Origin of the sequence: Streptomyces zhaozhouensis (genome assembly GCF_900230195.1) — a bacterium.
Taxonomy (GTDB): domain Bacteria; phylum Actinomycetota; class Actinomycetes; order Streptomycetales; family Streptomycetaceae; genus Streptomyces; species Streptomyces zhaozhouensis.
This window is the reverse complement of record NZ_OCNE01000012.1, coordinates 104,043-116,835: the sequence shown is the minus strand read 5'-3', so window position 1 is coordinate 116,835 and position 12,793 is coordinate 104,043. Positions and strand designations below refer to the sequence as shown.

The following is a 12,793-nucleotide window of genomic DNA, read 5'->3' as shown; positions in this document are numbered from 1 at the left end:
TAGCCCGTAATACCGTCGCTTCGGACGAACGTCAGACGCATGTCGCCCCCCGGGCGCCGCATGGTCGGCGCGCCCGCCGACGCGACCGTGGCTCAGCGACGTGGCCGTCGGGAGGAACCGCTGCGTCGGGCCGCCTTGGCCCGCTTGGCGGCGAACCGCACGCCCCCCGGGCTCTCCCCGACCTCGACCCGCACCACCGTGGACGGCGGGTCCACGACACCGACCCCGGCGTGCAGCACGGAACTCCGCACCATCCCGAGCTTCGCCAGCGCGCTCCGGGCGGACTTCAGTTCCTCCTCCGCCGTCTCGCCCTTGATGGCCAGCATCTCGCCGTAGGGCCGCAGCAGCGGAACGCCCCAGCCGGCCAGCCGGTCCAGCGGCGCGACCGCGCGAGCCGTCACCACATGGACCGGAGTGAAGGTCGGCAGCACCTCCTCGGCCCGACCACGGACCAGGGAGACCTGTCCCTCCAGCCCCAGCAGCTCGACCACCTCACTGAGGAAGTTGATCCTCCGCAGCAACGGCTCCAGCAAGGTGATCTGGAGGTCCGGCCGCACCAGGGCCAGCGGGATGCCGGGGAGTCCGGCGCCCGAGCCCACGTCGCAGACCGTGACCTCCTCGGGCACCACCTCGGAGAGCACCGCGCAGTTGAGGAGATGGCGCTCCCAGAGCCGGGGCACCTCGCGGGGCCCGATCAGTCCCCGGCTCACCCCGACGTCGGCGAGCAGTTCGGCATAGCGCACGGCGTCTCCGAGCCGGTCGCCGAACACCTTCCGCGCGATCTCCGGGGGCTCGGGAGGCGTGGCACCCGAGGCACGGTCCTGGCTCACGGCAGAACGACCACGCGGCGCTGCGGCTCCTCGCCCTCGGACTCGCTGCGCAGGCCGGCGGCCGCCACCGCGTCGTGCACCACCTTGCGCTCGAAGGGCGTCATCGGCTGGAGCTTCACCGGCTCACCCGTCTCCTTCACCTGCTGCGCGGTCTCGGCGCCCAGCGTGGTGAGCTTCTCGCGCTTGCGGGCGCGGAAGCCGGAGACGTCCAGCATCAGCCGGCTCCGTTCGCCCGTCTCCCGATGCACCGCGAGGCGCGTCAGCTCCTGGAGCGCCTCCATCACCTCACCGTCCCGGCCCACCAGCTTCTGGAGATCGCGGGAGGTGCCCTCGGAGACGATCGACACCGAAGCGCGGTCGCCCTCGACGTCCATGTCGATGTCGCCGTCCAGGTCGGCGATGTCCAGCAGCCCCTCCAGGTAGTCCGCCGCGATCTCGCCCTCCTGCTCCAGGCGGGTCAGCTCGTCGGTCTCCTCGGCGGGGGCTGAGGTGGTGTCCGTCACGGGTGGGGCTCCTCTACTTCTTGCTCTTGGCCGACGGCTTGGACTTGCGCGTCTGGGCGGGCTTCTTCCCCTGCTGCCCCCGCTGCTTCTTCTGCGGCTGGGAGCGCTGGGACGACCCGGCCTGACCGTTCGAGGCGGGCTTGCCCTGCTGGCCCGCGTCGCCCGACTCGGGCTTCTCCAGCGAGTGCGAGGAGGCCGCCTGCTTCTTCGGCTGCTGCCCGGTGGGGCCCGTCTGGCGCTGGGAGCGGGTCTGGCGCTTGCGCTGGTTGCGGACGGTCCGGGTGGCCTCGGCCGACTTCTGCTCGGCCTCGTCCTCCTTCGGAAGCTTCCCCTTCTTGCGCAACCGCTCCTGGCGCTGCTCGAAGGCGAGGCTGCCGGGGGTGGGGTTCTTGGTGATCACGTACATCTGCTGACCCAGCGACCAGACGTTGGTGGTCAGCCAGTAGATCAGGACGCCGACCGGGAAGTTCACACCGAAGACGGCGAACATCAGCGGGAAGACGTACATCAGGATCTTCTGCTGGCTCATGAACGGCGACTTGACCGTGAGGTCGACGTTCTTCGTCATGAGCTGCCGCTGCGTGTAGAACTGCGACGCCGACATCAGCACGATCATGATGATGGTGACGGTGCGGACGGTGCCCTGCGAGGCGTCCAGCTCGGCGAGCTTGGCGGCGCTGTCCATGAAGCGGGTGGCGATCGGGGCGCCGAAGATCGTCGCCTCACGGGCCGACTCGACCTGGTCGGAGTTGAGCACGCCGACGGTCTTGTTGCTCGCGATGTGGTTCAGCACCTGGAAGAGCGCGATGAAGAACGGAGACTGCGCCAGGATCGGGAGACAGCTGGCGAGCGGGTTGGTACCCGTCTCCTTGTACAGCTTCATCATCTCTTCGGACTGACGCTGCCGGTCGTTCTTGTAGCGCTCCTGGATCTTCTTCATCCGCGGCTGGAGCGCCTGCATGTTGCGTGTGGCCTTGATCTGCTTCACGAAGAGCGGGATCAGGGCGATCCGGATCACGACCACCAGGGAGACGATCGACAGCCCCCAAGCCCAACCGCTGTCCTCGTGGAAGATCAGGCTGTAGAGGCTGTGGAACTGGACGACGATCCACGAAACGGCGATATACAGAGGACTGAGGATCGAATTGATCGTGTCCACGGATCAGGCTCCTTGGGCATTGTTGGGGGCACCCCCGGGAGAGGCGGCGGGGTTGAGCGGCCGGTGCCGCAGTCGGTCGCGCAGCGCCTGGTGCCAGACCGGCCGCCTACGCGGCGGAACGTGATCGACTCCGCCCGGAGACCAGGGGTTGCAGCGCAGAATGCGCCAGGCGGTCAGGGCCGTCCCCTTGAGCGCGCCATGCCGGTCGATGGCGCCGTATCCGTAGTGAGAACACGACGGATAGTAACGGCAGACCGGTCCGAGGAGGGGGCTGATCGTCCACTGATACAGCTTGATCAGCAGCAGCAGCGGGTACTTCATCCGCGTACCCCTCCCAGTAGCCGCTCCAGTGCGGCGTCCAGCTCCCGAGCCAGCTGGTCGAACGCGGCACGCTCCGCGCCCGGCAGGGCCCGCACTACCACCAGGCTACCGGCGGGCAGGTCGGACAGCCTCGCGCGGACCAGGTGGCGCAGACGGCGTTGGACGCGGTGGCGGGCCACCGCGTTTCCCACGGCCTTGCTCACGACGAAACCCGCACGTGGCGGAGGGGGTGTCCCCTCCGCCACGTGCGGGTCCGATCCCTCGGTCAGATGGACGACGAGGTGTGGGCGGCCGGCCCTCCGGCCTCGCCGCATCGCGGCCGCGAACTCCTCGCGCCGCCTCAGCCGGTTCTCGGAGGGCAGCACCGCATGGGACCTGTGGTCGTAAGACTCAGGCCGAGAGCCGGGCGCGGCCCTTGGCACGACGGTTGGCCATGATGGCGCGGCCGGCACGGGTCCGCATCCGCAGCCGGAAGCCGTGGGTCTTGGCCCTGCGCCGGTTGTTCGGCTGGAAAGTGCGCTTGCTCACTCGGGGACTCCAGAGATCTTCGGTGTACCGGCATGGAAAGGCCGAGACAGATGTGGACCGTCGCTGGCTGTCACCGTGCGCCCGCGAGGGCAATCGCAACGCCCGAGTCAGCCGCTCAACACCTCTGGTCGGAGGCGGGCCATCGGAGGCAGGCGGCAGCAGCCATCGACGACTCGACCTGGCAACGGTACGCGCGCGGCGCGCCACAGGTCAAACTCGGACGGCGCATCCTTGTACACAGCCTGTGGACAACGACTTGATGCGCGCGCCTCGCGCTGACTAACGTGGCTGAACTCCGAATCTTTCCCGATCGCCCCCGGCGTCACACCCACAGGTGCCCGCCAACCCAGCGCGACCCCCTGAGCGCCACCCCTGCGAGTGAGAGAGCGTGCCTCGTGGCTGACCTTCCAGCGGACCTTGCAGCGGTCTGGCCGCGGGCTCTGACGACGATGCTCTCGGACGGCCAACGGCTGGAGTCCAAGGACCACCGTTGGCTCCAGGACTGCCAGCCGCTGGCGCTGGTCTCCGGGACCGCGCTGCTCGGCGTGCCCAACGAGTACGCGAAGAACGTGCTGGAGGGGCGGCTCGCGCCGCTGATCAGCGAGGCGCTCAGCCGTGAGTGCGGCCAGCCGGTGCGGCTGGCCATCACCGTGACCGCGCCGCCGGCCGACCCGGCGCCGCCCGCGCCGGCACCGGCCGCCCCCACCGTTCCCGAGCAGCAGGCGCACCGGGTCGAGCCGCGCGCCGACGAGGGGTACCGCGAGGAGCCGGGGCGCGCGTTGCCCGACGTGCGCCCCGCCTACCCGGAGCGGCACCAGCCGCCGCAGGAGAGCCCGCGCTGGCGTCAACCGCACGGTGACTACTCCTCCTACGGCAGGCCGGAGGGTTATGACGGCTCCTCGTACGGCGACTCCTACGGGGAACAGACATACGGCGAGCGGCAGTTCGGCGAGCAGTCGTACCAGGAGCAGCGGTACGGCGAACGCTCGTACGGCGCCGAGCCGCGCTACGGCGAGCAGCAGCGGTACCGCCGCTACGAGGGCGGCGGCCAGCCGGGTCCCGCGGGGGGCGCGCCGGGGCCGTTGGCCGCGCAGCCCGCGCCCGCGACCGGGCCGGGGGAGCCGACCGCCCGGCTGAACCCGAAGTACCTCTTCGACACCTTCGTCATCGGCGCCTCCAACCGCTTCGCCCACGCCGCCGCGGTCGCGGTCGCCGAGGCGCCGGCCAAGGCGTACAACCCGCTCTTCATCTACGGCGAGTCCGGGCTCGGCAAGACCCATCTGCTGCACGCCATCGGCCACTACGCCCGTTCCCTCTACCCGGGGACCCGGGTGCGGTACGTGAGCTCGGAGGAGTTCACCAACGAGTTCATCAACTCGATCCGGGACGGCAAGGCCGACGCGTTCCGCAAGCGCTACCGGGACATGGACATCCTGCTGGTGGACGACGTGCAGTTCCTGGCGAGCAAGGAGTCCACCCAGGAGGAGTTCTTCCACACCTTCAACACCCTGCACAACGCCAACAAGCAGATCGTGCTCTCCTCCGACCGGCCGCCCAAGCAGCTGATCACCCTGGAGGACCGGCTCCGCAACCGCTTCGAGTGGGGCCTGATCACGGACGTCCAGCCGCCCGAGCTGGAGACCAGGATCGCGATCCTGCGGAAGAAGGCGGTCCAGGAGCAGTTGAACGCGCCGCCGGAGGTGCTGGAGTTCATCGCCTCGCGGATCTCCCGCAACATCAGGGAGCTGGAGGGTGCGCTCATCCGGGTCACCGCCTTCGCGAGCCTCAACCGCCAGCCCGTCGATCTGGGGTTGACGGAGATCGTCCTCAAGGACCTGATCCCGGGCGGCGAGGACGCCACCCCGGAGATCACGGCGGACGCCATCACCTCGGCCGTCGCGGACTACTTCGGGCTGACCATCGAGGACCTGGCCGGCTCCTCGCGGAGTCGCATCCTGGTCACGGCCCGACAGATCGCCATGTACCTCTGTCGGGAACTGACCGATCTCTCGCTGCCGAAGATCGGCCAGCACTTCGGCGGTCGCGACCACACCACGGTGATGCACGCGGACCGCAAGATCCGGGCGCTGATGGCCGAACGGCGCTCCATCTACAACCAGGTCACCGAGCTGACCAACCGCATCAAGAACGGCTGAGCGCGGCCTTCCTCGCCGTCTCCCCGTCCGCGTCCTCCCGCCTCCTCCCGCCTCCTCCCCGCCTCCCCTGCGCCCCCTTCCGCCCCGCCGCGCCGGCGCCCGCGCCGGCGGCTCCCGGGGCGGTCTCGCGCGCCCCCGGAACGGTGCCCCGCGCCTCTCGGGGGGCCGTTCGCCGTGGCCCCCGGTGGCGCTGTGTGTCGACGGGCGGGCGCGCGGCGGTGGTTCACCGGGGCGTCGCCGAGGTTTCGTCTCCCGGGGCCTGTTCGATTAGCGAGCTGAGCCACCATGGTTTCGCGGGTTTCCCACAGATTCGGCGAGTTGTCGCCATCCACACCCTGTGAGGTTGGCGTGTCGTCCAGAACTCCGTCCACAGACGGCCGGAGAGAACGGGAGTTCCGCAGGTCAGGTGCCTGTGGATGTGTGGAGCACGAGCTTCCACAACCTGTGGACGAACCTCCGGGCCCTCCGGGGCCGTTCGGCGTTGTCCACCGGGGGAGGCCAGCTACCCACAGGAAACGGGGAGTTGTGCACAGCCAATCCACAGGTTTATCCACTGTTCGGCAACCTAACGCGCCGCCTCACCGGGTCGAGTGAATCAGGTCACAGGAAGCTGCCGACGGGCCTGTGGGTAAGGGCTCCGAAACTGGGGACGGAGCTGTGCAGAACTCGGGTCGACCTGGGGATGGCCTGTGCACAACGCGCCGCCGTCCACAGGAGGTGCTGCTTCATCCACCGCTGCGCCCACAGGGCCTGTGCACAAAAAACCGGCGCTGACCAGGGGAATCAGGGTTATCCACGGTTTCCACAGGCCCTACTACTACGACTACGGATATAAGCCGGGAGACTCGTTTCGAAGTGGGGGCTGTGCACAACGTGGCCCGGGCAGGTCCTACCCGGCGCGCCTCGATTTGACTCGCCGAAGCACCTACTGTCAGTGCCGTGCGTCAGACTGGTGGCCCAACAGGAAGTCGAAGGCGACGAGCGGCCAGCAACTGCGGGAGGCGGCTGAAGTGAAGATCCGGGTGGAACGCGATGTGCTCGCGGAGGCGGTGGCGTGGGCCGCCCGCAGCCTGCCGGCCCGGCCGCCGGTGCCGGTGCTCGCGGGGCTGCTGCTGAAGGCCGAGGAGGGCGCCCTGAGCCTCTCCGGCTTCGACTACGAGGTCTCGGCGCGGGTCTCCGTCGAGGTCGACGTGGAGGACGAGGGGACGGTCCTGGTCTCCGGCCGGCTGCTGGCCGACATCTGCCGTTCGCTGCCCAACCGCCCGGTGGAGATCTCCACCGACGGCGTGCGGGTCACGGTGGTCTGCGGTTCCTCGCGGTTCACCCTCCACACCCTCCCGGTCGAGGAGTACCCGGCGCTGCCCCAGATGCCCACGGCCACGGGCACGGTGTCGGCCGAGGTCTTCGCCTCCGCCGTCTCCCAGGTGGCCATCGCGGCCGGCCGGGACGACACGCTGCCGGTGCTCACCGGCGTCCGGGTCGAGATCGAGGGCGACACGGTCACGCTCGCGTCGACCGACCGGTACCGCTTCGCGGTGCGGGAGTTCCTGTGGAAGCCGGAGGTGGCCGACATCTCCGCCGTCGCCCTGGTGCCCGCCAAGACACTGCTGGACACGGCGAAGTCGCTCAGCGGCGGCGACACGGTCGCGCTGGCGCTCTCCGGCTCCGGTGCCGGCGAGGGCCTGATCGGCTTCGAGGGCGCCGGCCGGCGCACCACCACGCGGCTGCTGGAGGGTGACCTCCCGAAGTACCGCACGCTCTTCCCCACCGAGTTCAACTCGGTCGCCGTGATCGAGACGGCGCCGTTCGTCGAGGCGGTCAAGCGCGTCTCGCTGGTCGCCGAGCGCAACACCCCGGTCCGGCTCAACTTCGAGCAGGGCGTGCTGATCCTGGAGGCAGGCTCCAGCGACGACGCACAGGCTGTGGAGCGGGTGGACGCGCAGCTCGAGGGCGACGACATCTCGATCGCCTTCAACCCGGGCTTCCTGCTGGAGGGACTGAGCGCGATCGACTCCCCGGTCGCCCAGCTCTCGTTCACCACCTCCACCAAGCCCGCGCTGCTCAGCGGCCGGCCGGCGGTCGACGCGGAGGCGGACGACAGCTACAAGTACCTGATCATGCCGGTCCGCCTCAGCGGCTGACGCGCTGATCTGCGCTTTTGAGCGCCCGCCCCCGCAGGTGTGCGCGCGGGGGCGGGCGTAGGCTCGGCCTCAGGAACAACGCTACGAAGGAGTCCTGATGGAGCTGGGTCTCGTCGGCCTCGGCCGCATGGGCGGCAACATGCGCGAGCGCATCCGCCGGGCCGGACACACCGTCGTGGGGTACGCCCCCGACTCGGAGACCGCCGACGTCCACAGCCTGCGCGAGATGGTGGACGCGCTGGCCGCGCCCCGCGTGGTCTGGTTGATGGTGCCGGCCGGCGAGGCGACGCAGTCGGTGGTCAACGAGCTGGGCGAGCTGCTCTCCCCCGGCGACGTGGTGGTCGACGGGGGCAACTCCCGCTGGACCGACGACGCCCGGCACGCGGAGGAGCTGGCCGCGAAGTCGATCGGCTTCGTCGACTGCGGGGTCTCCGGCGGCGTCTGGGGCCTGGAGAACGGCTACGCCCTGATGTACGGCGGCGAGGCGGAGCATGTCGCCCGTGTCCAGCCGGTCTTCGACGCGTTGAAGCCCCCGGGCGAGGCGGGCGCGGTCCACGCGGGCAAGGTCGGTGCCGGTCACTTCGCCAAGATGGTGCACAACGGCATCGAGTACGCGATGATGCAGGCGTTCGCCGAGGGCTGGGAGTTGCTGGAGGCGGCCGAGGAGGTCACGGACGTCCGCGAGGTCTTCCGTTCCTGGCAGGAGGGCACGGTGATCCGTTCCTGGCTGCTGGACCTGGCGGTGCGCGCGCTCGACGACGACGAGCACCTGGAGCGGCTGCGCGGCTACGCCGCGGACTCCGGCGAGGGCCGGTGGACGGTCGAGGCGGCGGTGGACCACGCGGTGCCGCTTCCGGCGATCACCGCCTCGCTCTTCGCGCGGTTCTCCTCGCGTCAGGAGGACTCGCCGCAGATGAAGATGGTCGCCGCGCTGCGCAACCAGTTCGGCGGCCACGCCGTGCGGAGCTCCTCGTAGCGGACGCGGCAACGGGCGGAGCGATCGGGGAGGTTGGGCCACCGCCGTGCATCTGACACATCTGTCGCTGGCCGACTTCCGGTCCTACGCCCGGGCCGAGGTCGAGCTGGGGCCCGGCGTCACCTGCTTCGTCGGGCCCAACGGCCAGGGCAAGACCAACCTGGTCGAGGGCGTCGGCTATCTGGCGACCCTCGGCAGCCACCGCGTCTCCTCGGACGCGCCCCTGGTGCGGATGGGCGCCGAGCGCGCCGTGCTGCGCGCGATGGTGCGCGAGGGGGAGCGCCAGCAACTGGTCGAGCTGGAGGTGAACCCGGGCCGCGCCAACCGGGCCCGGCTCAACCGCTCGAACCAGGTCCGCCCCCGCGACCTGCTGGGCATCGTGCGCACCGTGCTCTTCGCGCCCGAGGACCTGCGGCTGGTCAAGGGGGACCCGGCGGAGCGCAGACGGTTCCTCGACGAGCTGGTGACGGCGCGCGCGCCCCGGCTGGGGGGCGTGCGCGCCGAGTACGAGCGGGTGTTGAAGCAGCGGAACTCGCTGTTGAAGTCCGCCGCGATGGCCAGGCGCCACGGCGGGCGCGGCATGGACCTGTCGACGCTGGACGTCTGGGACCAGCATCTGGCCCGGGTGGGTGCCGAGTTGGTGCGGGCGAGGCTGGGGCTGCTGGAGGCGCTGCGGCCGTTGGCCGACAAGGCGTACGAGGAGGTCGCGCCCGGCGGCGGCCCCGTGGTGCTGGAGTACCGGGCCTCGACGGACGGCGAGGGCGCCGGGGAGGGCGCGGCCGCCGGTCCGGCGCCGGACGACCGCGAGGGGTATGTGGCCCTGCTCGCCGGGGCGTTGGCCGAGGCACGGAAGCGGGAGATCGAGCGCGGGGTGACCCTGGTCGGGCCGCACCGGGACGATCTGCTGCTGCGGCTCGGCGCGTTGCCGGCGAAGGGGTATGCCAGCCATGGCGAGTCCTGGTCGTTGGCGCTGGCGCTGCGGCTGGCCTCGTACGGGCTGCTGCGCGAGGAGGGGCCCGAGCCGGTCCTGGTGCTGGACGACGTCTTCGCGGAGTTGGACGCGCGCAGGCGCCACCGGCTGGCCGAGCTGGTGGCCTCCGCCGAGCAGGTCCTGGTCACGGCCGCGGTGCCGGAGGACGTGCCGGAGATCCTGGACGGGGCGCGCTTCGAGGTCGCCGACGGGGAGGTGGCCCGTGTCGTGGCCGGTTGAGCCGGGGCGCCGGCCGGAGGCGGGCGGCCGTCCACCGGCTGTGGAGGGCGCGCGCGAGGCGGCGCGCGGCGGGGCGCCCGCCCCGGACGGTCCCGCGAGGCCGGAGCCGGCGGAGGCGACCGGTGTCGACCTGGCGCGGGTCGCGTTGCGCGCCGCGAAGGAGCGCGCGCGGGAGCGCGGCGCTTTTGTGCGGCAGCGCAGGGACGCGCGCCGTGGCGGGTTGCGCTCCGGCGCGCGCGCCGGCGGACGCGATCCGCTGCCGTTGGGCGCCGCCGTGGCGCGGCTGACCGAGGAGCGCGGCTGGGAGATGCCGTTGGCGGTCGGCGGAGTGCTGGGACGCTGGCCGGAGTTGGTGGGGCCCGAGGTGGCGCAGCACTGCGCCCCGGAGAGCTACGACGAGGAGAGCCGGGTGCTGACGGTGCGCTGCGACGCCACCGCGTGGGCCACCCAGCTGCGTCTTCTGGCGCCCCAGCTGCTGGCACGGCTCAACGACGATCTCGGCCGGGGCACCGTGAAGTTGATCAAGGTGAAGGGTCCGACGGCCCCCGCGCGGCCCTCGGGACGCCTGCGCGCTCCCGGGTCCAGAGGGCCGGGAGACACCTACGGGTAGGGCCGGACGCGGGTCATCCGGAGTGATCCCGGTCACGTCCCCGGCGGTTGACAGGCGGAAGCGCTGAGCGCCGTTGTGAACGGATCAGGGGCCCCGGTCACATATGGGGAGTCGTCGGAGGCGGGTTGAGGGCGGCACATGCGGACTGAGAGCCCGGCAAACCGCCGTTACGGTTCGCGCTAGCGGTAGACTGAGAAGCACCGCCCCGTTGCGGACCATGTCGAACGACGCAGCCGCTCCCCAGAGTCGGAGCCGGCTTGTGCTGTGCCAGAAAGGGCGCTTCGTGGCCGATTCCGGCGATGCCAACCAGAACATCTCGTCCTCCGCCGATTCGACGGACGTTCCCCCCTCCTACGACGCCAGCGCGATCACGGTGCTGGAGGGCTTGGACGCGGTCCGTAAGCGGCCGGGCATGTACATCGGGTCCACCGGCGAACGCGGGCTCCACCACCTGGTCACCGAGGTCGTGGACAACTCCGTCGACGAGGCGCTCGCCGGTCACGCGGACCGGATCGACGTGACGATCCTGGCCGACGGCGGCATCCGCGTGGTCGACAACGGCCGTGGCATCCCGGTGGGCATGGTCCCCTCGGAGGGCAAGCCGGCGCTGGAGGTCGTGCTCACCGTGCTGCACGCGGGCGGCAAGTTCGGGGGCGGCGGCTACGCCGTCTCGGGCGGTCTGCACGGCGTCGGCGTCTCCGTCGTCAACGCGCTCTCGACGCGGGTCGAGGTCGAGGTCAGGACCGACGGCCACCGGTGGACCCAGGACTACGTGACGGGCGTCCCCACCGCCCCGTTGGCGCGGCACGAGGAGACGGAGGAGACCGGCACCACGGTCAGCTTCTGGGCCGACGGCGACATCTTCGAGACCACCGACTACTCCTTCGAGACGCTCTCCCGGCGCTTCCAGGAGATGGCCTTCCTCAACCGCGGGCTCACGATCAGCCTCACCGACGAGCGCGCTGCGGCCAAGCAGACCTCGGGCGCCGACTCGGCGGCGCCGGCCGACGACGAGCCGCGCCGGGTCACCTACCACTACGAGGGCGGCATCTCCGACTTCGTGCGCCACCTCAACTCCCGCAAGGGCGAGCCGGTGCACGCCTCGGTGATCGAGATCGACTCCGAGGACGTGGAGCGCAAGATCTCCGTGGAGATCGCGATGCAGTGGAACACCCAGTTCAGCGAGGGTGTCTACAGCTTCGCCAACACGATCCACACCCACGAGGGCGGCACCCACGAGGAGGGCTTCCGGGCGGCGCTCACCGCCCTGGTGAACAAGTACGCCAGGGAGAAGAAGCTGCTGCGCGAGAAGGACGACAACCTGACGGGCGAGGACATCAGGGAGGGCCTCACCGCGATCATCTCGGTGAAGCTGGGCGAGCCGCAGTTCGAGGGCCAGACCAAGACCAAGCTGGGCAACACGGAGGCCAAGACCTTCGTGCAGCGGATCGTCTACGAGCACTTCACCGACTGGCTCGACCGGAACCCGACCGAGGCCGCGGACATCATCCGCAAGGGCATCCAGGCCGCCACCGCCCGCGTCGCCGCCCGCAAGGCCCGCGACCTCACGCGCCGCAAGGGCCTGTTGGAGACGGCCTCGCTGCCGGGCAAGCTCAGCGACTGCCAGTCCAACGACGCCACCAAGAGCGAGATCTTCATCGTCGAGGGCGACTCCGCGGGCGGCAGCGCCAAGTCCGGCCGCGATCCGCAGTACCAGGCGATCCTCCCGATCCGCGGCAAGATCCTCAACGTGGAGAAGGCCCGGATCGACAAGGTCCTCCAGAACACCGAGGTCCAGGCGCTGATCTCCGCCTTCGGCACCGGCATCCACGAGGACTTCGACATCTCGAAGCTCCGCTATCACAAGATCATTCTGATGGCGGACGCCGACGTCGACGGGCAGCACATCAACACGCTGCTGCTCACGCTGCTGTTCCGCTTCATGCGCCCGCTGGTCGAGGCCGGCCACGTCTACCTCTCCCAGCCGCCGCTCTACAAGATCAAGTGGGGCCGCGACGAGTTCGAGTACGCCTACTCCGACCGCGAGCGCGACAGCCTGATCCGGCTGGGCCGCGAGCGCGGCAAGCGGATCAAGGAGGACTCGATCCAGCGGTTCAAGGGCCTCGGCGAGATGAACGCCGAGGAGCTGCGGATCACCACCATGGACATGGCCCACCGGGTGCTGCGCCTGGTCACGCTGGACGACGCGGCCGCCGCCGACGACCTCTTCTCGATCCTGATGGGCGAGGACGTCGAGGCCAGGCGCTCGTTCATCCAGCGCAACGCCAAGGACGTCCGGTTCCTGGACATCTGACGCCGGCCATCCGGCCCATCACCGCCGTTTGAAAGGAATCGGACC

12 protein-coding genes are annotated in these 12,793 nt (G+C 70.4%); 6 read left to right on the top strand and 6 right to left on the bottom strand.

Annotated elements, in window-relative coordinates:
• Window positions 1-92: 92 nt before the first annotated feature.
• From rsmG to rpmH, 6 genes are read right to left on the bottom strand one after another with little or no spacing between them, the layout of a single operon-like run.
• Window positions 93-830 (bottom strand): 16S rRNA (guanine(527)-N(7))-methyltransferase RsmG, encoded by a 738-nt coding sequence (gene rsmG / locus CRP51_RS17730; RefSeq protein WP_097232215.1) that lies wholly within the window; start codon window positions 828-830, stop codon window positions 93-95.
• A complete protein-coding gene (locus CRP51_RS17725; RefSeq protein ID WP_097232214.1) occupies window positions 827-1,333 on the bottom strand; it encodes a Jag family protein in 507 nt (168 codons plus the stop codon). Before CRP51_RS17725 ends, rsmG begins: the two co-directional genes overlap by 4 nt.
• Before the next feature lie 13 nt (window positions 1,334-1,346).
• Window positions 1,347-2,483 carry a membrane protein insertase YidC gene (yidC, locus tag CRP51_RS17720; RefSeq protein ID WP_097232295.1) on the bottom strand — a complete coding sequence of 379 codons (1,137 nt, stop codon included), beginning with the start codon at window positions 2,481-2,483 and terminating at the stop codon, window positions 1,347-1,349.
• 12 nt (window positions 2,484-2,495) lie between these two features.
• Window positions 2,496-2,813, bottom strand: coding sequence for a membrane protein insertion efficiency factor YidD (yidD, locus tag CRP51_RS17715; protein ID WP_097232213.1), 318 nt, complete (start codon window positions 2,811-2,813; stop codon window positions 2,496-2,498).
• Window positions 2,810-3,178 carry a ribonuclease P protein component gene (gene rnpA / locus CRP51_RS17710; RefSeq protein ID WP_097232212.1) on the bottom strand — a complete coding sequence of 123 codons (369 nt, stop codon included), beginning with the start codon at window positions 3,176-3,178 and terminating at the stop codon, window positions 2,810-2,812. Before rnpA ends, yidD begins: the two co-directional genes overlap by 4 nt.
• Window positions 3,179-3,203: 25 nt before the next feature.
• A complete protein-coding gene (gene rpmH / locus CRP51_RS17705; protein ID WP_097232211.1) occupies window positions 3,204-3,341 on the bottom strand; it encodes a 50S ribosomal protein L34 in 138 nt (45 codons plus the stop codon).
• Between the two features lie 395 nt (window positions 3,342-3,736).
• Here rpmH and dnaA point away from each other — a divergent pair, with 395 nt between their 5' ends.
• The 6 genes from dnaA to gyrB all read left to right on the top strand — a co-directional run bounded on the left by dnaA (window position 3,737) and on the right by gyrB (window position 12,748).
• The gene (dnaA, locus tag CRP51_RS17700; protein WP_097232210.1) at window positions 3,737-5,497 is read left to right on the top strand and encodes a chromosomal replication initiator protein DnaA; all 1,761 of its coding nucleotides are present in this window, start codon (window positions 3,737-3,739) and stop codon (window positions 5,495-5,497) included.
• A 1,010-nt stretch (window positions 5,498-6,507) separates the two neighbouring features.
• Window positions 6,508-7,638 carry a DNA polymerase III subunit beta gene (dnaN, locus tag CRP51_RS17695; RefSeq protein WP_097232209.1) on the top strand — a complete coding sequence of 377 codons (1,131 nt, stop codon included), beginning with the start codon at window positions 6,508-6,510 and terminating at the stop codon, window positions 7,636-7,638.
• A gap of 97 nt (window positions 7,639-7,735) precedes the next feature.
• Window positions 7,736-8,614, top strand: coding sequence for a phosphogluconate dehydrogenase (NAD(+)-dependent, decarboxylating) (gene gnd / locus CRP51_RS17690; RefSeq protein ID WP_097232208.1), 879 nt, complete (start codon window positions 7,736-7,738; stop codon window positions 8,612-8,614).
• Window positions 8,615-8,660: 46 nt separating this feature from the next.
• Complete coding sequence (gene recF / locus CRP51_RS17685; RefSeq protein ID WP_097232207.1) at window positions 8,661-9,824, top strand: DNA replication/repair protein RecF; 1,164 nt, start codon at window positions 8,661-8,663, stop codon at window positions 9,822-9,824.
• Window positions 9,825-9,864: 40 nt separating this feature from the next.
• Window positions 9,865-10,434, top strand: coding sequence for a DciA family protein (locus tag CRP51_RS17680; protein WP_097232206.1), 570 nt, complete (start codon window positions 9,865-9,867; stop codon window positions 10,432-10,434).
• A 259-nt stretch (window positions 10,435-10,693) separates the two neighbouring features.
• Window positions 10,694-12,748, top strand: coding sequence for a DNA topoisomerase (ATP-hydrolyzing) subunit B (gene gyrB, locus CRP51_RS17675; RefSeq protein ID WP_097232205.1), 2,055 nt, complete (start codon window positions 10,694-10,696; stop codon window positions 12,746-12,748).
• The last annotated feature ends 45 nt before the right edge of the window (window positions 12,749-12,793 follow it).

Bases quoted from the DNA above. Each gene is read 5' to 3' on its own strand.
- yidD (WP_097232213.1), bottom strand. From the start codon at position 2,813: ATGAAGTACCCGCTGCTGCTGCTGATCAAGCTGTATCAGTGGACGATC.
- gnd (WP_097232208.1), top strand. From the start codon at position 7,736: ATGGAGCTGGGTCTCGTCGGCCTCGGCCGCATGGGCGGCAACATGCGC.